Source organism: Geobacillus sp. CAMR5420 (assembly GCF_000691465.1).
Classification (GTDB): domain Bacteria; phylum Bacillota; class Bacilli; order Bacillales; family Anoxybacillaceae; genus Geobacillus; species Geobacillus thermoleovorans.
The window spans coordinates 104,426-127,358 of record NZ_JHUS01000029.1; the positions used below are offsets into that span (position 1 = coordinate 104,426).

Genomic DNA, 22,933 nt, shown 5'->3' on the forward strand with positions numbered 1-22,933 from the left:
GGTGGATCACAGTGGAAAGATGGTGAGGCGTCATACCATGTTCCTGAAACGATTGGATGTGATCGGCTTTAAATCGTTCGCCGACCGTGTATCGATCGAGTTTGTCCCTGGTGTGACGGCGGTCGTCGGTCCGAACGGGAGCGGCAAAAGCAACATTACCGATGCGATCCGTTGGGTGCTCGGTGAGCAATCAGCAAAATCGTTGCGCGGGGCGAAAATGGAAGACGTCATCTTCGCCGGCAGCGAATCGCGCAAGCCGCTCAATGTGGCTGAAGTGACGATCACACTCGACAATGAAGACGGCTTTTTGCCGCTTGAGTACCAGGAAGTGAGCGTGACCCGGCGCGTTTATCGCTCGGGGGAGAGCGAGTTTTTCATCAACCGCCAGCCGTGCCGTTTGAAAGACATCGTCGATTTGTTTCTCGATTCCGGGCTCGGCAAGGAGGCGTTTTCCATCATCGGCCAAGGCCGGGTCGAAGAGATTTTAAGCAGCAAACCGGAAGAGCGGCGCACGATTTTTGAAGAAGCGGCCGGCGTGTTGAAGTACAAGCTGCGGAAAAAAAAGGCGGAGGCGAAGCTAGCGGAGACGCAAGACAACTTGCACCGCGTCAACGATATTTTGCACGAGCTCGAACAGCAGCTTGAGCCGCTCCGCATGCAGGCGTCGCTCGCCAAAGAGTTTTTGGAAAAACGCGAAGAGCTCGAGCGATTTGAAGTGGCGCTGATGGTTCACGACATCGAGCAGCTGCGCGGGCAATGGAATGAGTTGAAGGAAGCGCTTGATGGGCACCAGCGGGACGAAGTGGCGCTGGCGGCGGCGTTGCAGAAAATGGAAGCCCAAATCGAACAGCTCCGCGATCAAATGACCGCCATTGACGAATCGATCGACGGTTTGCAGCAAGTGCTTCTTTTAGCCAGCGAAGAGCTTGAGAAGCTCGAAGGGCGGAAAGAAGTATTGAAAGAGAGAAAAAAGCATGCCGCGAGGCGAAAAGCGCAGCTGGACGACATAACGGCTGCACTGGCTGCGAAACGGCGCCGCTTGACGGAGCAGCTGCATGCCGAGCGGGAGGAACTCGCCCGGCTTGAGGCGGGCGCCGCAGCGCTCGAGCGGGAGCTGAAAGAAAAACAGGCTTTGTTTTCGGCGCATGAAGCCGACATTGAAGAAGAAATCGAGCGGCGAAAAGGTGATTACATCGACCTTGTTCATGAACAGGCGGCGTTGAAAAACGAACGCGCACATGTGGAGCAGGCGCTTGGCAAGCTGCATGCCAAACGGACGGCGCTCGATGAAGCGAACCGCCGCCATCTCGCCGAACGTGAACAGCTCGAGCAGAAGCGGGCGGCTTTATGGGCCGAGCAGACCCGCCTCGAACAGGCGCTGACGGAAGCGCATAACAGACAAGCCGCTCTCGCCGCGGCGCTCGCAGCGCAAAAAACGGAGCTCGAGCAGCATGAAGCGTTGCTGCATCAGGCGCGCCAATACCGGCAGCAAACCAAAGCGCGCCAGCAATGGTTGGAAGAGATGCAACATGATTATTCCGGTTTTGTCCAAGGAGTAAAAGAAGTATTAAAGGCGCGCGACCTTCTGCCCGGCATTCATGGCGCCATTGTTGAGCTCATTCGCGTGCCGGACCGCTATGAGACGGCGATTGAAACGGCGCTCGGCGGGGCGATGCAGCATATCGTCGTTGACAGCGAACAGGCGGCGCGGCAAGCGATTCACTATTTGAAAACGAACGGCTACGGGCGCGCGACGTTTTTGCCGCTTGACGTCATCCAAGCGCGCGCGCTTTCCGAACGGGAGCGGGCGGCGATTGACCGCCATCCGGCGTTTGTCGGCATCGCAAGCGAGCTCGTCGAATACGACCGCGCCTACAGGGCGGCGATCGCCCATTTGCTCGGCCATGTCATCGTGACAGCCGATTTAAAAGGCGCGAATGAGCTGGCCAAGCTTCTTCACTATCGCTATCGCCTCGTGACATTGGACGGTGATGTCGTCAGCCCTGGCGGGGCGATGACCGGCGGCGGGGCGGCGAAAAAGACCGCGTCGTTGCTAAGTCGAAACCGCGAGCTTGAGACGCTTTCGGCCAAACTGCAGGAAATGGATGAAACGATCGCTCGGCTTGAGCGGGCTGTTGCCGCAAAACGACACGAGCTGGCGGAGCAGGAAGCGCAGGCGGACGCGCTGCAAGAAGAGGTTGCGGCGCTTCGGGAGGCCCTGCAAAGACAAAAGGACGAGCAACGCGAGCTCGAATGGCAGAAAAAACGGATCGACGAGCGGCTCGCACTGTATGATGAAGAAAAGGCGAACGACGAGCGCGAAATGGCAGAGCTCAACCGCCGCCTCGGCGCCATTGACAGGCAGCTTGAGCAGCTTGCCGAGAAACTGCAGGCGATCGATGACGACATCAGCCGGCTGCAGGCGCAAAAACAGACGGAGCAAACGACGAAAGAGGCGCTCCAGGCAGCGATCACGGAGCAAAAAATCGCCTTGGCGGAAACGAAAGAGCGCGTGAAACATGCACGCCGGAAAGTGGAAGAATGGGAAGCGGAGCTTGCCGAAACGATCCGTGGGCTCAAAGAAGCAGAGCGCGAACGAGCCGCTTTGGATGCGGAAATGAAGGCGCCGGAATGGAACGAGGAAGAGATTGAGCAGCTGCGAAAGCAAAAGCTTGAGGACAAGCAAAAGACATTGGAGCTGATCGCGAGCCGTCGCGAACAGCGGCTCGATTTCCAACGCCGTCTTGAACATTTGGAACAGGAATGGAAAGAGACGAAGCGGCAGCATAAACAGCTCGCCGATGTCGTGAAAGACGAAGAAGTAAAGTTGAACCGGCTTGATGTGGAGCTTGAGAATTTGCTTGTCCGTCTGCGCGAAGAGTATGGGCTGTCGTTTGAAGCGGCTCGCTCCGCGTACCCGCTTGAGATCGGCGCCGATGAGGCGCGCAAGCGGGTGAAGCTGATCAAGCGCGCCATGGAGGAGCTCGGCACCGTCAACTTGGGGGCGATCGATGAATACGAACGAGTTTCCGAACGGCACCGCTTTTTAAGCGAGCAAAAAACCGATTTGGAAGAGGCGAAGGCGACGCTCCACCAAGTCATTGATGAAATGGACGATGAAATGAAAAAACGATTTTTCGCGACGTTTGAACAAATCCGCGCCCATTTTGGCGAGGTATTTGGCGAGCTGTTCGGCGGCGGGCGCGCCGATTTGCGGCTGACCGATCCGAACGACTTGCTTGAGACTGGGATCGACATCGTCGCTCAGCCTCCGGGGAAAAAGCTGCAACATTTAAGCTTGCTTTCCGGCGGCGAACGGGCGCTGACGGCGATCGCCCTCTTGTTTTCGATTTTAAAGGTGCGCCCGGTGCCGTTTTGCGTCCTTGATGAAGTCGAAGCGGCGCTTGATGAAGCGAACGTGCAGCGGTATGCCCAATATTTAAAACGGTTCAGCCGCGACACGCAGTTTATCGTCATCACCCATCGAAAAGGGACGATGGAAGAAGCGGACGTGCTGTACGGCGTCACGATGCAAGAATCGGGCGTCTCAAAGCTTGTTTCTGTCCGTTTGGAAGATTCGAAGGAGCTCGTGCGGTCATAATGGAAAGGAGGCGCTTTGGATGGGTTTTTTTCAAAAATGGAAAGAAAAATGGACAAAGCAAGCGGATGCCGTAACCGAAAAGTTTAAAGAAGGGCTGTCAAAAACGCGAAATTCGCTCGCCGGGAAAGTGAACGACCTCATCGCCCGTTATCGGAAAGTGGATGAAGCGTTTTTTGAAGAGCTTGAGGAAATTTTGATCGCCGCGGATGTGGGCGTCACGACCGTCATGGAACTTGTCGATGAGCTGAAAATGGAAGTGAAGCGCCGCAACATTCAAGACCCGGCGCAAATGCGCGACGTCATCGCCGAAAAGCTCGTTGACATTTACCGCGCCGGCGCCGATGACAAAGAACTTTCCGCTTTGAATATACAAGAAGGCGGGCTGACGGTCATTTTGTTCGTCGGTGTCAACGGCGTCGGCAAAACGACAACGATCGGCAAGCTCGCCCATAAGCTGAAATCGGAAGGGAAATCCGTCTTGTTGGCAGCTGGCGACACGTTCCGCGCCGGGGCGATCGAGCAGCTCGAAGCGTGGGGCGAGCGCGTTGGGGTCGACGTCATTAAGCAGGCGGCCGGCTCCGATCCAGCGGCGGTCATGTATGATGCGATTCAAGCGGCGAAAGCGCGCGGCGTTGACGTATTGTTATGCGACACGGCCGGGCGGCTGCAAAACAAAGTGAATTTAATGAAAGAGCTCGAAAAAGTGAAACGCGTCATCAGCCGCGAAATTCCGGGCGCTCCGCATGAAGTACTGCTTGTGTTGGACGCGACGACCGGGCAAAACGCGATGAGCCAAGCCAAGCTGTTTAAAGAAGCGACCGATGTGACCGGCATCGTGTTGACGAAGCTTGACGGCACGGCGAAAGGCGGCATCGTGCTTGCCATTCGCAACGAGATGGCCATCCCGGTGAAACTCGTCGGCCTCGGCGAGAAGATGGACGATTTGCAAGTGTTCGATCCAGAACAGTACGTCTACGGATTGTTTGCTGATTTGCTGGAATCATAAACAAGCCAACAGAGGGTGCTCCCAAAACAATGGAGCGCCCTTTGTTGTTGCGTCCACGGGAGTGTAACCGATAAGCCCTTTGTTCGTTCCATCCCTTGACACCTTGCCGAAAAGAAGGTACACTACATTTTTGTAAAGGTATTTTACTTAACAATGAGGGAGGGAGAGTCCGGTGCTGGAAAAAACGATGCGCATGAACTATTTATACGATTTTTACCAAGCGCTGTTGACGCCGAAACAGCGCAACTATATGGCGCTTTACTACTTGGACGACTACTCCCTCGGGGAAATTGCCGAACAATATGAGGTGAGCCGCCAGGCGGTGTACGATAACATCCGGCGTACAGAAGCGATGCTGGAGCAGTATGAAGAGAAGCTCGGGCTGCTGCGAAAATATGAACGGCGGCGGCAGATCATCGAGCGGCTGAAAGACTACATCAGCCGGCACTACGGTGCTGACGCCGAATTGGCGGCGCTAGTCCGCGAGCTTGACGAACTTGATTAAAAAAGGGGGTGGCCGCCATGGCGTTTGAAGGACTGTCTGAACGTTTGCAGCAGGTGATGAACCGCATCCGCGGCAAAGGGAAAGTCACCGAAGCGGATGTCAAAGAGATGATGCGCGAAGTGCGCCTTGCGCTTTTGGAAGCTGACGTCAACTTTAAAGTCGTCAAAGATTTCATCAGACAGGTGAGCGAGCGGGCTGTCGGGCAGGAAGTGATGAAAAGCTTAACGCCGGGCCAGCAAGTGATCAAAATCGTCAAGGAAGAGCTGACGGCGTTAATGGGCGGTGAGCAAAGCCAAATCGCTGTCGCGAAGAAACCGCCGACCGTTGTGATGATGGTCGGGTTGCAAGGGGCCGGGAAAACGACGACCACCGGGAAGCTGGCCAACTTGCTGCGCAAACGGCATAACCGGAAGCCGCTTCTGGTGGCTGCCGACGTTTACCGCCCGGCGGCGATCAAACAGCTTGAGACGCTTGGCAAGCAGCTCGACATGCCTGTCTTTTCGTTAGGCGAGCACGCCAATCCGGTTGAAATCGCGAAACAGGCGCTCGAGCGGGCGAAAGAAGAGCATTATGATTACGTGCTCATCGACACAGCCGGCCGCCTCCACATTGATGAAGCGCTCATGGATGAACTGAAGAAAATGAAAGAAGCGGTCAAGCCGGATGAAATTTTCCTCGTCGTTGACGCCATGACCGGGCAAGATGCCGTCAATGTCGCACAAAGCTTCCATGAGCAGCTCGGCATCACCGGGGTGATTTTGACGAAGCTGGACGGCGACACGCGCGGCGGGGCGGCGCTGTCGATTCGCGCCGTCACCGGAGCGCCGATCAAGTTTGCTGGGATGGGCGAAAAACTTGACGCTTTGGAGCCGTTCCATCCGGAGCGAATGGCGTCGCGCATTTTAGGCATGGGCGATGTCCTGACGCTCATCGAAAAAGCGCAGGCGGCCGTCGACGAAGAGAAGGCGAAGGAGCTCGAACAAAAAATGCGCACGGCCACCTTCACGCTTGACGACTTTTTGGAGCAGCTCGGCCAAGTGCGCAAGCTCGGACCGCTTGACGAACTGATTAAAATGCTGCCGGGCGCCAACAAAATCAAAGGGCTCGCCAACATCCAAGTCGATGAAAAGCAAATCGCCCGCGTTGAGGCGATCATCCGCTCGATGACGAAAGAAGAGAAAACGCATCCGGAAATCATCAACGCTAGCCGCAAAAAGCGGATCGCCAAAGGAAGCGGCACGACGGTGCAGGAAGTAAACCGGCTTTTGAAGCAATTTGACGAGATGAAAAAAATGATGAAAATGATGACGAATATGCCAAAAGGGAAAAAGAAAGGATTCCGTTTTCCATTTATGTAAATGAAGATCTGTTAAGCGAAAAACCTTTACAAACGGAAAAAGAATTGTTAATATACTATCTTGTGTGAACTCTATACGGAGGTGCGTACTGACTATGGCAGTAAAAATTCGTTTAAAACGCATGGGAACAAAGAAAAAACCATTCTATCGCATCGTGGTAGCTGATTCGCGCTCGCCGCGCGACGGTCGTTTTATCGAAACGATCGGCACGTACGATCCGGTCGCTGAGCCGGCGCAAGTGAAAATTGATGAGGAATTGGCGCTCAAATGGCTGCAAAACGGCGCCAAACCATCGGATACGGTGCGCAGCTTGCTGTCGAAGCAAGGCATTTTAGAGAAGTTCCATAACTTGAAATACGGCAAATAAGCGAGATGCACATGAAGCCGCTCATTGAAACGATCGTCAAGGCGCTTGTCGATCATCCGGAGGCGGTGGCGGTTGAGCGCCGCGAAGAAGAGACGGCCGTCATCTATGAGCTGTCCGTGCATGAAGACGACACTGGCAAAGTGATCGGCAAACAAGGGCGGACGATCCAGGCGATTCGCACGGTCGTTGCCGCCGCCGCGGCCGGATCGCCAAAGCGGGTTGTTGTGCAAGTGAAAGACAAAGGGTGAGGATGTTCCTCTCCCTTTTTTGATATGATGCCAAAGGGCGCAAAAATGACCCGGGTGCCGTTCATTCCGTGTCAAAAGGGGGAAGAGGATGAAGCTCATTCAAACGGTTGAGGTGCGGCAAATCGTCACCGAACGGAGCAAACAAGAGCTTGCCGCCGCGTTTTTGGCGCGCAAGCAGCAGCTCGAGCGCGAGTGCGACCAGCTTCGTTTTGAACAGAAACGAATGGAGAAAAGCGGAAACTATCCGCCCGCTTTAGTGAAACAATATTTTGCCAAAGAGATCGACGAGCGGATGGAGAAAATGAAACTGCTTGAGTTTCAGCTCGAACAATTACATATGCTACCGTTAGGGAGCGAATTGAAAGAGCGGGAAGTCGAGGCGCTCGTTGAGGTGAACGTCGGCGACCGTTGGGAAGAGGTGACAAAAACGCGCGCCATCATCATTGAAGACGGCGTCGTCAAAGAGATTCGCTAAGAAGGGATGAAAGCGATGGAACGATGGTTTAATGTCGGAAAAATTGTCAATACGCACGGCATTCGCGGCGAAGTGCGCGTCATTTCGCGCACCGACTTTCCTGAAGAACGGTATAAAAAAGGAAACAAGCTGTACATTTTCCGCGAACAGGACACGGAACCGATTGAAGTCACGGTGAAAAGCCACCGCGTCCATAAATCGTTTGACTTGTTGTCGTTTGAAGGCTATGACAGCATCAACGATGTGGAACGGTTTAAGGGAGCGATGCTGAAGGTGCCGGAAAGCCAGCTCGGCGAACTCGCGGAAGGGGAATATTATTTCCATGAGATCATCGGCTGCACTGTCGTGACAGAAGGCGGGGAGACCATCGGCGCGGTAAAGGAAATTTTGACTCCAGGGGCGAACGACGTCTGGGTCGTCCGGCGCGAAGACGGATCGGAAGCGCTCATTCCGTACATTGACGAGGTCGTTTTGCACGTCGATCCGGATCGGAAAACGATCATCATCCGGCCGATGGAAGGGCTGCTCGAGTGATGCGGATCGATATTTTAACGTTGTTTCCCGGCATGTTTTCCGGGGTGTTGAGCGAGTCGATTTTAAAGAAGGCGCAAGAAAAAGGGGCCGTCGACATCCGCCTTATTGATTTTCGCGAGTTTGCCGACAACAAGCATAAAACGGTCGACGATTATCCGTATGGCGGCGGCGCCGGCATGGTGCTCAAGCCGCAGCCGATTTTTGACGCGGTGGAACACGTGACGGCTGGATCGCCTGGCGCCCGCATCATTTTGCTTTGCCCGCAAGGCGAGCGCTACACGCAAAAAAAGGCGGAAGAGCTGGCGAAAGAAACGCATTTGGTGCTCATTTGCGGCCATTACGAAGGGTATGACGAACGCATCCGCCAATATTTAGCAACCGATGAAATTTCGATCGGCGACTATATTTTAACAGGCGGGGAACTCGGCGCCATGGTCATTGTCGACAGCGTCGTCCGTCTTCTCCCCGGGGTGCTCGGCAATGAGGCGTCGCCGGTCGATGACTCGTTCAGCTCCGGGCTGCTTGAGTATCCGCAATACACAAGACCGGCCGATTTCCGCGGCATGAAAGTGCCGGATATTCTGCTTTCTGGCAACCATCAGCTCATCGCCGAGTGGCGCGAGAAGGAATCGCTCCGGCGCACGTTTTTGCGCCGTCCGGACTTGCTCGATGAATATCCGCTTACAGACAAGCAAAAGCAATGGCTGAAAGAGTGGGAAAAGGAGCGCGAATAGCTATTGCCTGAGTCAACAGTTTATGCTATCATGTCTTTTGTGTGACCTTAAGCGATTGGCTTGAGGATGGAAAACGATGTTCCGCTGCAATGAAGAGATCATTGGCATGAACATCTGTGGAAGGAGTGGATCATGATGCATCATTTAATCCAAGAGATTACGAAAGAACAACTGCGGACGGATTTGCCGGATTTCCGCCCGGGCGACACGGTGCGCGTTCATGTGAAAGTCGTCGAAGGCAACCGCGAACGCATCCAAGTGTTTGAAGGTGTCGTCATTAAACGGCGCGGAGCGGGCATCAGCGAAACGTTCACGGTCCGCAAAGTGTCCTATGGCGTCGGCGTTGAGCGCACATTCCCGGTGCATACGCCGAAAATCGCCAAGCTGGAAGTCATCCGCCGCGGGAAAGTCCGCCGCGCGAAATTGTACTACTTGCGCGAACTTCGCGGCAAAGCGGCGCGCATCAAGGAAAATACGAACGCAGCGCAATAATGGACAACGGTGGATCACAGCGGAAAAGGAGCTTGCTTTCAAGCTCCTTTTTTCACTACCGCCAATGATGATTACGGTAGTGATCCACGACTGCAAACTTTGATTTAGGTGGGTGGACAATGGAACAGAAAAAAAGCGAATGGCGTGAATGGATGAAAGCGATCGTCGTTGCCGTCTTGCTCGCCGGGGGCATCCGCTACTTTATTTTCGCTCCGATCATCGTCGACGGTTATTCGATGATGCCGACATTACATAACCATGAGCGGATGATCGTCAATAAACTGGCGTATAAAATCGGCATGCCGCACCGTTTCGATATCATTGTTTTTCACGCTGAAGAAGGGAGAGACTATATTAAGCGAGTCATCGGCCTGCCGGGCGACCGAATTGAATACAAAAATGATACGCTCTATATCAATGGCAAGCCGTATGAAGAGCCGTATTTGGACGAGTATAAAAAGCAGTTGTCCGACGGCGGTCCACTGACGGAATCGTTCACTTTGGAGGAACTGACCGGGCGAAGCACGGTGCCGCCGGGGCATTTGTTTGTCATGGGCGACAATCGCCGTTTCAGCAAAGACAGCCGCCATATCGGCTTCATTCCGATGTCCAAAGTCGTTGGCAAGGCGAATCTTGTGTATTGGCCGTTGGCTGACGCCCGGATTGTGAAATAAACGAGGCAGGTGATGCCAATGACAGTGATTCAATGGTTCCCCGGCCATATGGCGAAGGCCAAGCGGGAAGTGCAAGAAAAATTAAAGTTGATCGACGTAGCGTTTGAGCTGCTTGACGCCCGTGTGCCGATGTCCTCGCGCAACCCGATGATCGACGAGATTCTCGGACAAAAGCCGCGCCTCATTTTGCTCAATAAGGCTGATATGGCCGATGAGGCGGTGACCGAACAGTGGATCCGCTATTTCCACGATCAAGGGCGGCTGGCTTTGCCCATCGATGCTCAAAGCGGAACAGGAGTCCGGCAAATCGCGGCGGCAGCGAAAGAGATGGTGAAAGACAAATTCGAGAAAATGCGGGCGAAAGGGATTAAAAACCCGCGCCCGGTTCGGGCGCTCATCGTCGGCATCCCGAACGTCGGCAAGTCGACGCTGATCAACCGGCTCGCCGGCCGCCATATCGCGAAAACCGGCGACAAGCCGGGGGTGACAAAAGCGCAGCAATGGATTAAAGTCGGCAAAGAAATGGAGCTGCTTGATACCCCAGGCATCCTATGGCCGAAATTTGAGGATGAGGACGTGGGCTACAAGTTGGCGGTAACCGGGGCCATTAAGGACGAAATTTTAAACTTGCAGGATGTCGCCGTCTATGCGCTCCGCTTTTTGTCGACCCACTATCCCAACCGGCTTGCGGAGCGCTACGGCCTTGATGACATTCCGGATGACATTGTCGCCTTGTTTGACGCCATCGGAAGGCGGCGCGGCTGCTTGACGTCAGGCGGCGCTGTTGACTACGATAAAGTGGCTGACATCGTTTTGTATGACATCCGCACGGAAAAATTAGGCCGCTTAAGCTTTGAAACGCCCGCTTCACGGACGTAGCGCGTCCGGCGGGCGTTTTTTGCCGGCGGCGCTTTACGGTCGGCCAAACAGAGCCGATAGTATAAGTAGAAGAGGGAGAGGAGCATGAAGCGGTATACGGTGAAAGACATTGAAGCGCTGCTTCCGAAGCTTGGCGAGGACGACCCGCGCTGGGAGATGCTGCGGCAGGATGAGCGAAAAAGCGTGCAGGCGCTTCTTGCCCGTTTTGAAAGGCAGAAAGCGCGCCGGCACGCCATCGAGCAGCGGTGGGAAGAACTGATGCGTTATGAGCGGGAACTATACGCCGCTGGCGTTAGACGGATCGCCGGCATTGATGAGGCCGGGCGCGGCCCGCTGGCCGGCCCGGTCGTCGCCGCCGCGGTCATCTTACCGAAAGACGCCTATTTGCCGGGGCTTGACGACTCGAAGCGGCTGACGCCGGAAAAGCGCGAGGCATTGTTTGCGCAAATTGAAGCGTGCGCCGTCGCCATCGGCATCGGCATCGTCAGCGCGGCGGAGATCGATGAAAGGAATATTTACGAAGCGACAAGGCAAGCGATGGCGAAAGCGGTGAACGCCCTTTCCCCGCCGCCTGAACATTTGCTTGTTGATGCGATGGCGGTGCCGTGCCCACTGCCGCAACAGCGCCTCATAAAAGGAGACGCCAACAGCGCTTCGATCGCTGCTGCGTCGGTCATCGCCAAAGTGACGCGCGACCGGTGGATGAAAGAACTGGATCGCCGCTATCCACAATACGGGTTCGCGCGCCATATGGGCTACGGAACGCCGGAACATTTCGAGGCGATCCGCCGCTACGGCGTTACGCCTGAGCACCGTCGTTCGTTCGCACCGGTGAGGGAGGTGCTCGAGGCGAGCGAGCAGCTCTAGAAGAAGGGATGGGACGAAATGGTCGAGCGCATGGAGCGGACGATGCCAACGACCGCTGTCCGCGACGCGACATCCAGCCGGCGGTTTCAGCCGGGGCAGGCCGTCGTCGGCCGAGTGGAGCGGGTCGAGGAGATGGAAACCGGGGAGCGGGCGGCGCTCGTCCGCGCTGGCGGACAGCTTGTGCGCGCCCGTTTGGAGGCGCCGCTTGCCGTCGGACGTTTGTATTTGTTTGAAATTCACGAACGACAAGGAACAATTTATTGGAAAGCCATTCCCCTTTCCGAACCGGCGTCTGCTCCGTCAGGTGAAGAGGCGGTGCGCCGGTGGCAAAAAGCGTGGAAACTGCCGGATGCGGCGCTGCCGGTGCTCCGCCAAGCGCTGAAAGCTGGCGCGGCTGCAACGAAAGAGGAAATTGCCGCACTGACTGAAGCGGTGAAAGAGACCGGCCAGCCGGACGCGGCCGAAGACGTGCTCGCCCATTTGTTTCGCCGCCGGCTGCCGTTCTCTTCAGCCGTGTTTCGCGCGCTATGGGCAGCCAAAACCGGGGTGCCGCTCGCTGAGGGTTTGGGGAAACTGAAAGCGGCCATTGCCGCCCTTTCCGCCCATCCGGCGGCGCTTGAGCTCATCCGGGCGATGGAGAAGTTTCTTTCACCGCCGCTGTCCGCTTACGAGGCGACCGTGCGTTTGTTGCTGTCAGGGGAGGAAGAGGCCGAAACGGCCCGCGCGCTTCTTGCCAGCCTTGGGCTCGCCCCGTTGCCGGAGGACCGACGCTTGGCGCTTCGGGAGGCGATGCAATGCCGCCGGTTTGCCGATATCATTCGGCAGCTCGGCTTGACGGACGAGGAGGCGTTTGTGGAACGGTGGGCCGCTCTCGATGCTGCCTATCAAAGCGGAGCGCTGCCCGCCGCGGAAGCGAAGTTGTGGGCGGCCGCTCGAGCGACGAGAGATCCGGCGCTGTCGCTGTTTTGCTGGCTGAGGCGAGCGGCCGTGCGGCTTGGGCTTGAGGATGAGGCGGCGCTCGTCCGTGTTGGGAAAATCGAGGATTTGCCTTCCGCCCCGTCGTTGAAACGGCTGCTTCTTCGCTTTCTTCATGAATCGGGGAGCGAAGGGGCCAAGAGGGCGGCCGAAGCGATTCTCGACCAGCTCGATGGCATGGCCATCGCTGCTGGCGGCGATGGGCTCATTGAGCACGTATGGATTTCGTTTCCATTGCCGCTTGGCGGCCGCAGCAGCGATTTTGCTGTGTGCTGGCAAGGAAGGAGGAAACAAGGCGGGACGCTTGATGCCGATTACAACCGCATTGTTTGTTGCCTGACGCTTGAAGAGCTGGGAGAGGTGATCGTTGATATGCGCGTGCAACGACGGATCGTCCACATCTCCATTTTTCACGATGATCCGCGGTTGGCGGTTGCTGCCGCGCGGATGGCTCCGCTTGTCAAAGAGCGGTTTCAGGCGCACGGCTATGCGCTTTCAGGCATTGATGTAAAGGCAACGCGTTCCGCCCCTCCTCCACCTTCCGTTTTTCTGTTTGCCGACAGTTGCAGCGAGGTGGATTGCCAAGCATGAACGAGGAGCGGAAAAAAGCAGTCGCCTTGTCTTACGATGCGGCACTTGACGCAGCTCCGATCGTCAAGGCGAAAGGGGTTGGCAAGGTCGCCGAAGCGATCATCGCCGCCGCCCGCGAGCACGGCGTGCCGATTCGCCAAGATCCGACGCTTGTTGAGCTGCTGGGGAAAGTGGAGATCAACGAAACGATCCCGGAGGAGCTGTACGCCTTAGTGGCTGAATTGTTCGCGTTTTTGTATCAGCTTGATCAGGAAGCGAAAGGAGAAAGAGCGGGGAAGGAGTGATGTTTCCGTTTCCCGCTTTCGTAATTTTGCGGCGAAACGGTGGACAAGCGCGAAATGTTAGGTATAAAATGAAAGCGCTAAGACTTTTTTGATTTTATACATAGGAGGTTGGCGCATGAACATTCATGAATACCAAGCAAAAGAAATTTTGCGAAGCTACGGTGTGAGCGTGCCGAACGGCCGCGTCGCGTTCACGGTGGATGAAGCGGTCGAAGCGGCGAAAGAGCTCGGCGCGCCGGTGTGTGTCGTCAAAGCGCAAATCCATGCCGGCGGGCGCGGCAAAGCGGGCGGGGTGAAAGTGGCAAAAAGCCTCGAGGAAGTCCGTACATACGCCAGCGAATTGCTCGGCAAAGTGCTCGTCACCCATCAAACCGGCCCGGAAGGAAAAGAAGTGAAACGGCTGTTGATTGAAGAAGGGTGCGACATCCAAAAAGAATACTACATCGGCCTTGTCGTCGACCGCGCCACCTCGCGCGTCGTGTTAATGGGGTCGGAAGAAGGCGGAACGGAAATCGAAGAAGTGGCGGCGAAAACGCCGGAGAAAATTTTTAAAGAATACATTGATCCAGCCGTCGGGCTCCAAGCGTTCCAAGCGCGCCGATTGGCTTTCAACATCAACATTCCGAAGCATCTCGTCAACCAAGCGGTCAAATTTATGATGGGCTTGTACCAAGTGTTTGTCGATAAAGACTGCTCGATCGCCGAAATCAACCCGCTTGTCGTCACCGGCGACGGCAAAGTGATGGCGCTTGATGCGAAGCTGAATTTCGATTCAAACGCCTTATACCGCCATCCGGACATCCTTGAATACCGCGACTTGGATGAAGAAGACCCGAAAGAAGTCGAAGCGTCGAAATACGACTTGAACTACATCGCTCTTGACGGCAACATCGGTTGCATGGTCAACGGCGCCGGCTTGGCGATGGCGACAATGGACATCATCAAATATTACGGAGGCGAGCCGGCCAACTTCCTCGATGTCGGCGGCGGCGCCAGCGAGGAAAAAGTAAGGGAAGCGTTCAAAATCATTTTGTCCGACCCGAACGTCAAAGGCATTTTCGTCAACATTTTCGGCGGCATTATGAAATGCGATGTCATCGCGAGCGGCATCGTCGCGGCGACGAAGCAAGTCGGTTTGACGCTTCCGCTTGTCGTCCGACTTGAAGGAACGAACGTTGAGCTTGGGAAAAAGATTTTGCAAGAGTCGGGCTTAAACATTATTGCGGCCGAATCGATGGCGGACGGAGCACAAAAAATCGTCGAGCTAGTACGTTAAGAAAGCGAGGGAGACACGTGAGCGTTTTTGTCAATAAAGATACGAAAGTGATCGTACAAGGGATTACCGGTTCGCAAGGGCTGTTCCATACAAAGCAGATGATCGAGTACGGGACGAACATCGTCGGCGGCGTCACGCCGGGCAAAGGCGGCACGGAAGTCGAAGGCGTGCCGGTGTTTGACACCGTTTCCGAAGCGGTCGAAAGAACGGGAGCGAACGCCTCGGTCATTTACGTTCCGCCGGCCTTCGCTGCGGATGCCATCATGGAAGCGGTCGACGCGGGACTCGACCTTGTTGTTTGCATCACCGAAGGCATTCCGGTGCTTGATATGGTGAAAGTGAAACGGTACATGGAGGGCAAAAAGACGCGCCTCATCGGTCCGAACTGCCCGGGCGTCATTACGCCGGAAGAGTGCAAAATCGGCATTATGCCGGGCTACATCCATAAAAAAGGACATGTCGGCATTGTTTCCCGTTCCGGCACGCTGACGTACGAAGCCGTTCACCAATTGACGCAAGCCGGCATCGGCCAATCGACGGCGGTCGGCATTGGCGGCGACCCGGTCAACGGCACGAACTTCATCGATGTGTTGAAGGCGTTTAATGAAGACGAAGAAACGTACGCGGTCATTATGATCGGCGAAATCGGCGGCACGGCGGAAGAAGAAGCGGCCGAATGGGTGAAAGCGAACATGACGAAGCCGGTCGTCGGCTTTATCGGCGGGCAAACGGCGCCTCCGGGCAAACGGATGGGCCATGCGGGCGCGATCATTTCCGGCGGCAAAGGCACGGCCGCAGAGAAAATCAAAAAAATGACCGAATGCGGCATTAAAGTGGCGGAAACGCCGGCCGTGATCGGCGAAACGCTCATTTCTGTGCTGAAAGAACGCGGCTTGTACGAGAAATGCAAAACGCACTAATGGTTTGGCCCCGCACGTTGCCGTGCGGGGTGTTGCATATCATGTCTATAGATGCAATTTGAAGCTTTCCCATTTGCCGCTTTTACAGAGCAATTGGATCGGCTGTCGGGCGACCGAACAACGCCGCTTAAAGACCCATGTATGGGTCTGTGAAGCGGGTGGCTGTTCGGTCTTCCGTCACGCCAAGGCGTGACGGGGAAGCCTGCGGCTTGCCTCCGACAGTCGAAAAAATAGACAGGCGACTTTTCCGTCAAGGATATGTTAAACGTTTTCGTTGCACCGATCGATCCATGCTGAAGGTGAAAAAAGAAAGGGGAGCAGTATGTACGATACGGTCCGCGACCGACTTATCCATCTCCATCATTGCCGCGGGGCAGGATGGAAGACGATTCATTCCTTGCTGAAGGTTGATCCGACGCTCACCGCTCCATTTTCTCTGCCTCCTCATGATCTCCGCCCGCTCGTTCCGCTTTCCGACGCTCAATGGACCGCTTTTTTCCATGATTTGTATTCCATCGATGTGCAACGTGTGATAAAAACATATATGGACCGGTGCATTCATGTGGTCACCGTGTTTGATCATGACTATCCGCCGTTGCTTCGGCATATTTATGCCCCGCCGTGGGTGCTGTATGCAAAGGGGGACTCCGCTTTGCTTCAGGAGCGGAAACTGATCAGCATCGTCGGCACGAGGCGGCCGACGAAGGAAGGAATCGAAGCGTTGAACAAATTGGTGCCGCCGCTTGTTGCCGCCGGCTTTACGATCGTCAGCGGGCTCGCGTTTGGGATTGACGTGTGCGCCCACCAACTTGCCGTCCAGCATGGCGGGTCGACGATCGCCGTCATCGCCGGTGGGCTGGACCACATTTATCCGAAAGAACATCGACCGTTCGCCACCCGGCTGATGAACGAACAGTTGGTCATCGCTGAGCATCCGCCGGCAACGCGCCCACAGGCATGGCAGTTTCCCGCGCGCAATCGCATCATCAGCGGGCTGTCGCTCGGCACGCTTGTCGTGCAGGCGAAGCGAAAAAGCGGTTCGCTCATTACCGCCGCGTATGCGCTTGAGCAAGGGCGGGAAGTGTTCGCCGTCCCCGGCCCGATCGGTTTGGCGGAATCCGCCGGGCCGAATACGCTCATTCAGCACGGGGCAAAACTAGTGCAAGAAGCGGCGGACATTTTGGATGAATTCCCGTACGTGTAATGCACATGTTTGACAAATGCGGCAATAATCATTAATAATAATGAAGATTTCAATTTACCTCCTAGGGGTGGAAGATGGATGTCAGACTACTTAGTTATCGTCGAATCGCCAACGAAAGCGAAGACGATCGAACGATACTTGGGAAAAAAATATACAGTCAAAGCGTCGATGGGCCACGTCCGCGATTTGCCAAAAAGCCAAATGGGCGTTGATATAGACCACGGCTACGAGCCGAAATACATTACGATCCGCGGCAAAGGCCAGGTGATCAAAGAGTTGAAAACGGCGGCGAAAAAAGCGAAAAAAGTGTTTCTTGCCGCCGACCCCGATCGCGAAGGAGAGGCGATCGCCTGGCATTTGGCCCACATGCTCGATCTGGACATTCACTCTGATTGCCGCGTTGTCTTTCATGAGATCACGAAGGATGCTATTCAGCAATCGTTTCAGCAGCCGCGCGCGATCAATATGAATCTTGTTGACGCCCAGCAGGCGCGGCGCGTGCTCGACCGCCTCGTCGGCTATAACATCAGCCCGCTCTTATGGAAAAAGGTGAAAAAAGGATTAAGCGCCGGCCGCGTCCAATCGGTGGCGCTGCGCCTCATCATCGATCGGGAACGAGAAATTCGCGAATTTCAGCCGGAAGAATATTGGACGATTCAAGCGACGTTTCAAAAAGAAGGAGAGACGTTTGCCGCCTCGTTTTACAGTATTGACGGACAAAAGCGCGATTTAAAGACGGAGGCGGATGTGAAAGCCGTGCTGGACCGCTTAAACGGAACGGCATTTGCGGTGAAAACGGTGACAAAACGAGAGCGCAAGCGCAGCCCCGTGCCGCCGTTTACGACGTCGTCGCTTCAGCAGGAAGCGGCGCGCAAACTGAATTTCCGGACGAAAAAGACGATGATGATCGCCCAGCAGCTGTACGAAGGAATCGATCTTGGCAGCGAAGGGACGGTCGGTTTGATCACGTATATGCGCACCGATTCAACGCGCGTCGCCGAGACGGCGCAGCAAGAGGCGGCGGCATATATCGAGGCGACGTTCGGCGCTATGTATGTCAACCAGGAAAAGCGGAAAGAGAAGAAAAGCACGAACGCCCAAGACGCCCACGAAGCGATTCGCCCGACATCGGCATTTCGCGATCCGGACAAAGTGAAACCGTATTTGACGCGCGACCAGTTTCGGTTGTATAAACTCATTTGGGAACGGTTCATCGCCAGTCAAATGGCGGCCGCCGTGCTTGACACCATGAGCGTCGAGTTGGAAAACAACGGTGTCGTGTTCCGCGCCAGCGGCTCGAAGGTGAAATTTCCAGGGTTTATGAAAGTGTATATTGAAGGAACGGACGATCAAACGGAAGAGCAGGACCGTATCCTCCCGGATTTGGAAGAAGAGGAAACGGTTGAGAGCGAAACGATCGAATCGAAGCAGCACTTTACTCAGCCGCCGCCGCGCTACACGGAAGCCCGCCTCGTCAAAACGTTGGAGGAACTCGGCATCGGCCGCCCGTCGACGTATGCCCCGACGCTTGATACGATCCAAAAACGCAACTATGTCGTCCTTGAGAACAAGCGGTTTGTCCCGACCGAGCTCGGCGAAATCGTTGTAGAGCTGATGCTCGAATTTTTCCCGGAAATTATCGATGTCGAGTTTACGGCGAAAATGGAAAAAGAATTGGACGAAATTGAAGAAGGGAAAGTGGAATGGATCAAAGTCGTCGACGAGTTTTACCGCGAATTTGAAAAACGGTTGAAAGTGGCGGAAAAAGAAATGCGCGCAGTTGAGATTAAGGATGAGCCGGCCGGCATTGACTGCGAGGTGTGCGGCAGTCCGATGGTGTACAAAATGGGCCGTTTCGGCAAGTTTATCGCCTGCTCGAATTTTCCGGAATGCCGCCATACGAAGCCGATCGTCAAACAAATCGGCGTCAAATGCCCGAAGTGCCATGAAGGAGAGATTGTCGAGCGCAACACGAAGAAAAAGCGGATCTTTTACGGTTGCAGCCGCTTTCCGGAGTGCGATTTTGTCTCCTGGGATAAGCCGCTTGCCCGCCCATGCCCGAAATGCGGCGGCCTGCTTGTCGAGAAAAAGTTAAAAAAAGGCGTGCAAGTGCAATGCACGGCCTGCGATTATGAAGAACAGCCGGAAACATAACGGAGTGTTGAACACAATTCAGAATTTTAGAAAAAAATAGTTGCGCTGCAACCAATCATATGGTACGATGTAGAGGCATTGCGGGGTGAGGCGATGAAAAATGCGACATTTGCGTTACAATTGTTCATGGAATATTTACAAATCGAGAAAAATTATTCACAATATACTATTGCGTGCTACCGGCGCGATATTGAGCAGTTTTTCCAGTTCATGAACGAAGAAGGGATCAATGAGCTTGACCAAGTCGCCTACAGCGACGTCCGCTTATATTTGACGAAACTGTATGGCCAGCATTTGGCCAGCCGTTCGGTCGCCCGTAAAATTTCCAGTTTGCGCAGCTTTTACAAATTTTTGATGCGCGAAGGGTGGGCGGCCGAAAATCCGTTTGCGCTCGCGACACTGCCGAAAAAAGAGCAAAAAATTCCTAATTTTTTATACCCAAAAGAATTAGAAGCATTGTTTCTTGTCAATGATGAAAATACGGCCCTAGGCCAGCGCAATGCGGCGCTGCTTGAGTTGTTGTACGCGACTGGCGCTCGGGTTAGTGAATGTTGTCACATACAGCTGTCTGATGTCGATTTTGTTGCGGAAACCGTGCTCATTCACGGCAAAGGAAACAAGCAGCGCTACGTTCCGTTCGGCCGTCCGGCCCGCGAAGCGCTTGAACGGTATATCCATAGGGGCCGACGCGAACTGACAAGAAAGCTGCCGGCGGACCACCGCTATTTATTTGTCAACGCCCGAGGCAATCCGCTCACGCCTCGGGGAGTGCGCCATATTTTGGATCGGATTGTCGAAGCCGCTGCGCTGACGCAAAACATCAGCCCGCACGTGCTTCGGCATACGTTTGCGACTCATTTGCTCAACGAAGGGGCCGATCTCCGTTCAGTGCAGGAACTGCTCGGTCATGCGCATTTGTCATCGACGCAAGTGTATACACATGTAACGAAAGACCGGCTGCGGCATATTTATTTGCAGGCGCATCCGCGGGCGTAACCCGCAGGCAAGGAGGGGAAATGATGGGAGCCTTTCATGCGACGACAATTTTTGCCATCCGCCATAACGGCGCATCCGCCATGGCTGGAGACGGCCAAGTGACGTTCGGCAATGCGGTCGTCATGAAGCATACAGCGAAAAAAGTGCGGCGGCTGTTCCAAGGAAACGTGCTCGCCGGTTTTGCCGGCTCCGTCGCTGACGCGTTTACGCTGTTTGAAATGTTTGAAGGCAAGCTCGAACAATGGAATGGCAACTTGCCGCGCGCGGCGGTTGAGCTGGCGAAAGAGTGGCGGAGCGATAAAGTGTTGCGCCGCCTCGAGGCGATGCTCATTGTTATGGACAAACAGCATTTGTTGCTTGTCTCCGGCACGGGCGAAGTGATTGAGCCGGATGATGGCATGCTTGCCATCGGCTCGGGCGGTCAGTATGCGTTGGCTGCTGGGCGTGCGTTGAAGAAGTACGCCGGCGGCTCGATGACCGCGAAAGAGATTGCCAAGGCGGCGCTCGAGATCGCTGCTGACATTTGCGTTTATACGAACGGCCATATTATTGTCGAAGAGCTGTAAAAAGGAGGAGGCCGATGATGGCGGAAACGTTGACTCCACGGCAGATTGTCGAAAAGCTCGATCAGTTCATCGTCGGGCAAAAAGAGGCAAAAAAGGCGGTGGCGATCGCGCTTCGCAACCGGTACCGCCGCAGTTTGCTCGATGAAAAATTGCGCGATGAAGTGATGCCGAAAAACATTTTAATGATCGGCCCGACCGGGGTCGGGAAGACCGAGATCGCCCGCCGGCTCGCCAAACTCGTCGGCGCCCCGTTCATCAAAGTCGAAGCGACGAAATTCACCGAAGTCGGTTATGTCGGGCGCGACGTCGAATCGATGGTGCGCGATTTGGTGGAAACGTCAGTTAGGCTCGTGAAAGAACGAAAAATGAACGAAGTGAAAGACAGGGCTGAACAGCAGGCGAACAAGCGGCTTGTTGAACTGCTTGTTCCGGGCAAGCCAAAGCAGACAATCAAAAATCCGCTTGAGCTGCTGTTTGGCGGCCAAGGAGCCCAAGCGGACAACAGCTACAGCCATGAGGATGAACAGGTGGAACAAAAGCGGCGCCAAGTTGCTTGGCAGTTGGCAAACGGGCAGTTGGAAAACGAGATGGTGACGATTGAAATCGAGGAACAGACGCCGTTATGGTTTGACTTTTTGCAAGGGGCAGGCATTGAGCAGATGGGGATGAACATGCAGGACGCCTTGAGCAGCCTCATGCCGAAGCGGCGCAAAAAGCGGCGTCTCAAAGTGAGTGAAGCGCGCAAAGTGCTCATCAACGAGGAAGCGCAAAAGCTGATCGACATGGATGAAGTGACGCAAGAGGCCGTCCGCCTGGCTGAACAGTCCGGCATCATTTTTATCGATGAAATCGACAAAATCGCCCGCAGCGGAGCGGTGTCCGGCTCGGCCGACGTCTCGCGCGAAGGGGTGCAGCGCGACATTTTGCCAATTGTCGAAGGGTCGACCGTCATGACGAAGTACGGACCGGTGAAAACAGACCATATTTTATTCATCGCCGCCGGCGCGTTCCATATGGCGAAACCGTCGGATTTGATCCCTGAGCTGCAAGGCCGTTTCCCGATCCGCGTCGAACTTGCGAAACTTTCGGTCGACGATTTCGTAAGAATATTAGTCGAGCCGAATAACGCGCTCATTAAACAATATCAAGCTCTTTTGGCAACAGAAGGTATAAGTCTTGAATTTTCTGACGATGCTATTCGTAAGATTGCCGAGGTGGCGTTTGAAGTAAACCAGACGACCGACAACATCGGTGCGCGCCGGTTGCACACGATTTTGGAAAAACTGCTGGAAGACTTGCTGTTTGAGGCGCCGGACATCGGAATCGACAAGGTCGTCATCACACCGCAATATGTCGAGCAAAAACTCGGCAGCATCGTCAAAAACAAAGATTTAAGCGAGTTTATTTTATGAGGAGGAGATGAAATCAATGAACTTGCTAGAGAAAACGCGGAAAATCAACGCCATGTTGCAAAAGGCGGCCGGGCGGCCGGTCAATTTTAAAGAAATGGCAGAAACGCTTTGCGAAGTGATTGAAGCCAATGTGTTTGTCGTCAGCCGCCGCGGCAAACTGCTTGGATTCGCCATTAAACAATCGATTGAAAACGAACGGATGAAGCGAATGCTGGAGGAGCGCCAGTTTCCGGAAGAATACACGAAAAACTTGTTCAACATTACGGAAACGTCTCCTAATATTGATATTAATAGCGAATATACGGCGTTTCCAGTGGAAAATCGTGACTTGTTCAAAACCGGCTTGACGACGATTGTTCCGATCAACGGCGGAGGCGAGCGGCTCGGCACGCTCATTTTATCGCGCCTTGACCGCGAGTTTGACAATGACGATCTCATTTTGGCTGAATACGGTGCGACGGTCGTCGGCATGGAAATTCTGCGTGAAAAGGCGGAAGAAATTGAAGAGGAAGCGCGCAGCAAGGCGGTCGTGCAAATGGCGATCAGCTCCCTTTCTTACAGCGAGCTTGAGGCGATCGAACACATTTTTGAGGAGCTTGACGGAACGGAAGGACTGCTTGTCGCGAGCAAAATCGCCGACCGCGTCGGCATCACCCGCTCGGTCATTGTCAATGCTCTGCGCAAACTAGAAAGCGCCGGCGTGATCGAATCGCGTTCACTCGGCATGAAAGGAACGTACATTAAAGTATTGAACGACAAGTTTTTAAGCGAACTTGAAAAATTGAAATCGAGCTGAACGGCGCAGCCGCCTAAGC

23 protein-coding genes are annotated in these 22,933 nt (G+C 54.8%); all 23 read left to right on the forward strand.

All coding sequences use genetic code 11. The annotated features are described in order from the left end of the window. Positions 1–37 precede the first annotated feature (37 nt). Positions 38–3,601 (forward strand): chromosome segregation protein SMC, encoded by a 3,564-nt coding sequence (smc, locus tag DI44_RS10500; RefSeq protein WP_033025068.1) that lies wholly within the window; start codon positions 38–40, stop codon positions 3,599–3,601. 19 nt (positions 3,602–3,620) lie between these two features. Next, the gene (gene ftsY / locus DI44_RS10495; protein ID WP_033025069.1) at positions 3,621–4,607 is read left to right on the forward strand and encodes a signal recognition particle-docking protein FtsY; all 987 of its coding nucleotides are present in this window, start codon (positions 3,621–3,623) and stop codon (positions 4,605–4,607) included. A 172-nt stretch (positions 4,608–4,779) separates the two neighbouring features. After that, positions 4,780–5,112, forward strand: coding sequence for a putative DNA-binding protein (locus DI44_RS10490; RefSeq protein WP_013523384.1), 333 nt, complete (start codon positions 4,780–4,782; stop codon positions 5,110–5,112). Positions 5,113–5,129: 17 nt separating this feature from the next. Further along, positions 5,130–6,470: a signal recognition particle protein gene (gene ffh / locus DI44_RS10485; RefSeq protein WP_033025070.1), complete on the forward strand. Its 1,341-nt coding sequence runs from the start codon at positions 5,130–5,132 to the stop codon at positions 6,468–6,470. A 94-nt stretch (positions 6,471–6,564) separates the two neighbouring features. Next, a complete protein-coding gene (gene rpsP / locus DI44_RS10480; protein ID WP_011230697.1) occupies positions 6,565–6,837 on the forward strand; it encodes a 30S ribosomal protein S16 in 273 nt (90 codons plus the stop codon). Between the two features lie 11 nt (positions 6,838–6,848). Further along, entirely contained in the window at positions 6,849–7,085 is a 237-nt protein-coding gene (locus DI44_RS10475; protein ID WP_011230698.1) for a KH domain-containing protein, read from the forward strand. 88 nt (positions 7,086–7,173) lie between these two features. Continuing rightward, on the forward strand, positions 7,174–7,560 hold the full coding sequence (locus DI44_RS10470) for a YlqD family protein (protein WP_011230699.1): 387 nt from the start codon (positions 7,174–7,176) through the stop codon (positions 7,558–7,560). 15 nt (positions 7,561–7,575) lie between these two features. Next, positions 7,576–8,094 (forward strand): ribosome maturation factor RimM, encoded by a 519-nt coding sequence (rimM, locus tag DI44_RS10465; protein WP_033025072.1) that lies wholly within the window; start codon positions 7,576–7,578, stop codon positions 8,092–8,094. Beyond that, the gene (gene trmD, locus DI44_RS10460) at positions 8,094–8,828 is read left to right on the forward strand and encodes a tRNA (guanosine(37)-N1)-methyltransferase TrmD (protein ID WP_011230701.1); all 735 of its coding nucleotides are present in this window, start codon (positions 8,094–8,096) and stop codon (positions 8,826–8,828) included. Before rimM ends, trmD begins: the two co-directional genes overlap by 1 nt. A 135-nt stretch (positions 8,829–8,963) precedes the next feature. Further along, positions 8,964–9,320 (forward strand): 50S ribosomal protein L19, encoded by a 357-nt coding sequence (gene rplS, locus DI44_RS10455; protein ID WP_013145772.1) that lies wholly within the window; start codon positions 8,964–8,966, stop codon positions 9,318–9,320. Between the two features lie 119 nt (positions 9,321–9,439). Next, complete coding sequence (gene lepB, locus DI44_RS10450; protein WP_011230703.1) at positions 9,440–9,994, forward strand: signal peptidase I; 555 nt, start codon at positions 9,440–9,442, stop codon at positions 9,992–9,994. 12 nt (positions 9,995–10,006) lie between these two features. Beyond that, complete coding sequence (gene ylqF / locus DI44_RS10445; protein ID WP_013145770.1) at positions 10,007–10,873, forward strand: ribosome biogenesis GTPase YlqF; 867 nt, start codon at positions 10,007–10,009, stop codon at positions 10,871–10,873. A gap of 84 nt (positions 10,874–10,957) precedes the next feature. Next, on the forward strand, positions 10,958–11,740 hold the full coding sequence (locus tag DI44_RS10440; protein ID WP_013523388.1) for a ribonuclease HII: 783 nt from the start codon (positions 10,958–10,960) through the stop codon (positions 11,738–11,740). Between the two features lie 18 nt (positions 11,741–11,758). Further along, positions 11,759–13,306, forward strand: a complete 1,548-nt coding sequence (locus tag DI44_RS10435) for a flagellar hook-length control protein FliK (RefSeq protein ID WP_033025073.1) — start codon at positions 11,759–11,761, stop codon at positions 13,304–13,306. Continuing rightward, on the forward strand, positions 13,303–13,590 hold the full coding sequence (locus tag DI44_RS10430; protein ID WP_033025074.1) for an EscU/YscU/HrcU family type III secretion system export apparatus switch protein: 288 nt from the start codon (positions 13,303–13,305) through the stop codon (positions 13,588–13,590). The genes DI44_RS10435 and DI44_RS10430 overlap by 4 nt, the downstream gene beginning before the upstream one ends. 115 nt (positions 13,591–13,705) lie before the next feature. Continuing rightward, positions 13,706–14,866 (forward strand): ADP-forming succinate--CoA ligase subunit beta, encoded by a 1,161-nt coding sequence (gene sucC / locus DI44_RS10425; RefSeq protein WP_011230708.1) that lies wholly within the window; start codon positions 13,706–13,708, stop codon positions 14,864–14,866. A gap of 17 nt (positions 14,867–14,883) precedes the next feature. Then, positions 14,884–15,786, forward strand: a complete 903-nt coding sequence (gene sucD / locus DI44_RS10420; protein WP_011230709.1) for a succinate--CoA ligase subunit alpha — start codon at positions 14,884–14,886, stop codon at positions 15,784–15,786. A gap of 322 nt (positions 15,787–16,108) precedes the next feature. Beyond that, the gene (gene dprA / locus DI44_RS10415) at positions 16,109–16,990 is read left to right on the forward strand and encodes a DNA-processing protein DprA (protein WP_033025075.1); all 882 of its coding nucleotides are present in this window, start codon (positions 16,109–16,111) and stop codon (positions 16,988–16,990) included. Between the two features lie 78 nt (positions 16,991–17,068). Beyond that, positions 17,069–19,144: a type I DNA topoisomerase gene (gene topA, locus DI44_RS10410; protein ID WP_033025076.1), complete on the forward strand. Its 2,076-nt coding sequence runs from the start codon at positions 17,069–17,071 to the stop codon at positions 19,142–19,144. 93 nt (positions 19,145–19,237) lie between these two features. Further along, complete coding sequence (xerC, locus tag DI44_RS10405) at positions 19,238–20,140, forward strand: tyrosine recombinase XerC (RefSeq protein ID WP_033025077.1); 903 nt, start codon at positions 19,238–19,240, stop codon at positions 20,138–20,140. A 23-nt stretch (positions 20,141–20,163) separates the two neighbouring features. Continuing rightward, positions 20,164–20,706 (forward strand): ATP-dependent protease subunit HslV, encoded by a 543-nt coding sequence (gene hslV / locus DI44_RS10400; RefSeq protein ID WP_011230713.1) that lies wholly within the window; start codon positions 20,164–20,166, stop codon positions 20,704–20,706. A gap of 17 nt (positions 20,707–20,723) precedes the next feature. Beyond that, on the forward strand, positions 20,724–22,118 hold the full coding sequence (gene hslU / locus DI44_RS10395; protein WP_013523393.1) for an HslU--HslV peptidase ATPase subunit: 1,395 nt from the start codon (positions 20,724–20,726) through the stop codon (positions 22,116–22,118). A 16-nt stretch (positions 22,119–22,134) separates the two neighbouring features. Then, on the forward strand, positions 22,135–22,914 hold the full coding sequence (gene codY, locus DI44_RS10390; RefSeq protein WP_011230715.1) for a GTP-sensing pleiotropic transcriptional regulator CodY: 780 nt from the start codon (positions 22,135–22,137) through the stop codon (positions 22,912–22,914). Positions 22,915–22,933: the final 19 nt, after the last annotated feature.

What these genes read in the sequence shown, in the direction of transcription:
- smc (WP_033025068.1), top strand. Translation starts at nt 38, where the DNA reads ATGTTCCTGAAACGATTGGATGTGATCGGCTTTAAATCGTTCGCCGAC.
- ftsY (WP_033025069.1), top strand. Translation starts at nt 3,621, where the DNA reads ATGGGTTTTTTTCAAAAATGGAAAGAAAAATGGACAAAGCAAGCGGAT.
- ffh (WP_033025070.1), top strand. Translation starts at nt 5,130, where the DNA reads ATGGCGTTTGAAGGACTGTCTGAACGTTTGCAGCAGGTGATGAACCGC.
- rpsP (WP_011230697.1), top strand. Translation starts at nt 6,565, where the DNA reads ATGGCAGTAAAAATTCGTTTAAAACGCATGGGAACAAAGAAAAAACCA.
- DI44_RS10475 (WP_011230698.1), top strand. Translation starts at nt 6,849, where the DNA reads ATGAAGCCGCTCATTGAAACGATCGTCAAGGCGCTTGTCGATCATCCG.
- DI44_RS10470 (WP_011230699.1), top strand. Translation starts at nt 7,174, where the DNA reads ATGAAGCTCATTCAAACGGTTGAGGTGCGGCAAATCGTCACCGAACGG.
- rimM (WP_033025072.1), top strand. Translation starts at nt 7,576, where the DNA reads ATGGAACGATGGTTTAATGTCGGAAAAATTGTCAATACGCACGGCATT.
- trmD (WP_011230701.1), top strand. Translation starts at nt 8,094, where the DNA reads ATGCGGATCGATATTTTAACGTTGTTTCCCGGCATGTTTTCCGGGGTG.
- rplS (WP_013145772.1), top strand. Translation starts at nt 8,964, where the DNA reads ATGCATCATTTAATCCAAGAGATTACGAAAGAACAACTGCGGACGGAT.
- lepB (WP_011230703.1), top strand. Translation starts at nt 9,440, where the DNA reads ATGGAACAGAAAAAAAGCGAATGGCGTGAATGGATGAAAGCGATCGTC.
- ylqF (WP_013145770.1), top strand. Translation starts at nt 10,007, where the DNA reads ATGCCAATGACAGTGATTCAATGGTTCCCCGGCCATATGGCGAAGGCC.
- DI44_RS10440 (WP_013523388.1), top strand. Translation starts at nt 10,958, where the DNA reads ATGAAGCGGTATACGGTGAAAGACATTGAAGCGCTGCTTCCGAAGCTT.
- DI44_RS10435 (WP_033025073.1), top strand. Translation starts at nt 11,759, where the DNA reads ATGGTCGAGCGCATGGAGCGGACGATGCCAACGACCGCTGTCCGCGAC.
- DI44_RS10430 (WP_033025074.1), top strand. Translation starts at nt 13,303, where the DNA reads ATGAACGAGGAGCGGAAAAAAGCAGTCGCCTTGTCTTACGATGCGGCA.
- sucC (WP_011230708.1), top strand. Translation starts at nt 13,706, where the DNA reads ATGAACATTCATGAATACCAAGCAAAAGAAATTTTGCGAAGCTACGGT.
- dprA (WP_033025075.1), top strand. Translation starts at nt 16,109, where the DNA reads ATGTACGATACGGTCCGCGACCGACTTATCCATCTCCATCATTGCCGC.
- topA (WP_033025076.1), top strand. Translation starts at nt 17,069, where the DNA reads ATGTCAGACTACTTAGTTATCGTCGAATCGCCAACGAAAGCGAAGACG.
- xerC (WP_033025077.1), top strand. Translation starts at nt 19,238, where the DNA reads ATGAAAAATGCGACATTTGCGTTACAATTGTTCATGGAATATTTACAA.
- hslV (WP_011230713.1), top strand. Translation starts at nt 20,164, where the DNA reads ATGGGAGCCTTTCATGCGACGACAATTTTTGCCATCCGCCATAACGGC.
- hslU (WP_013523393.1), top strand. Translation starts at nt 20,724, where the DNA reads ATGGCGGAAACGTTGACTCCACGGCAGATTGTCGAAAAGCTCGATCAG.
- codY (WP_011230715.1), top strand. Translation starts at nt 22,135, where the DNA reads ATGAACTTGCTAGAGAAAACGCGGAAAATCAACGCCATGTTGCAAAAG.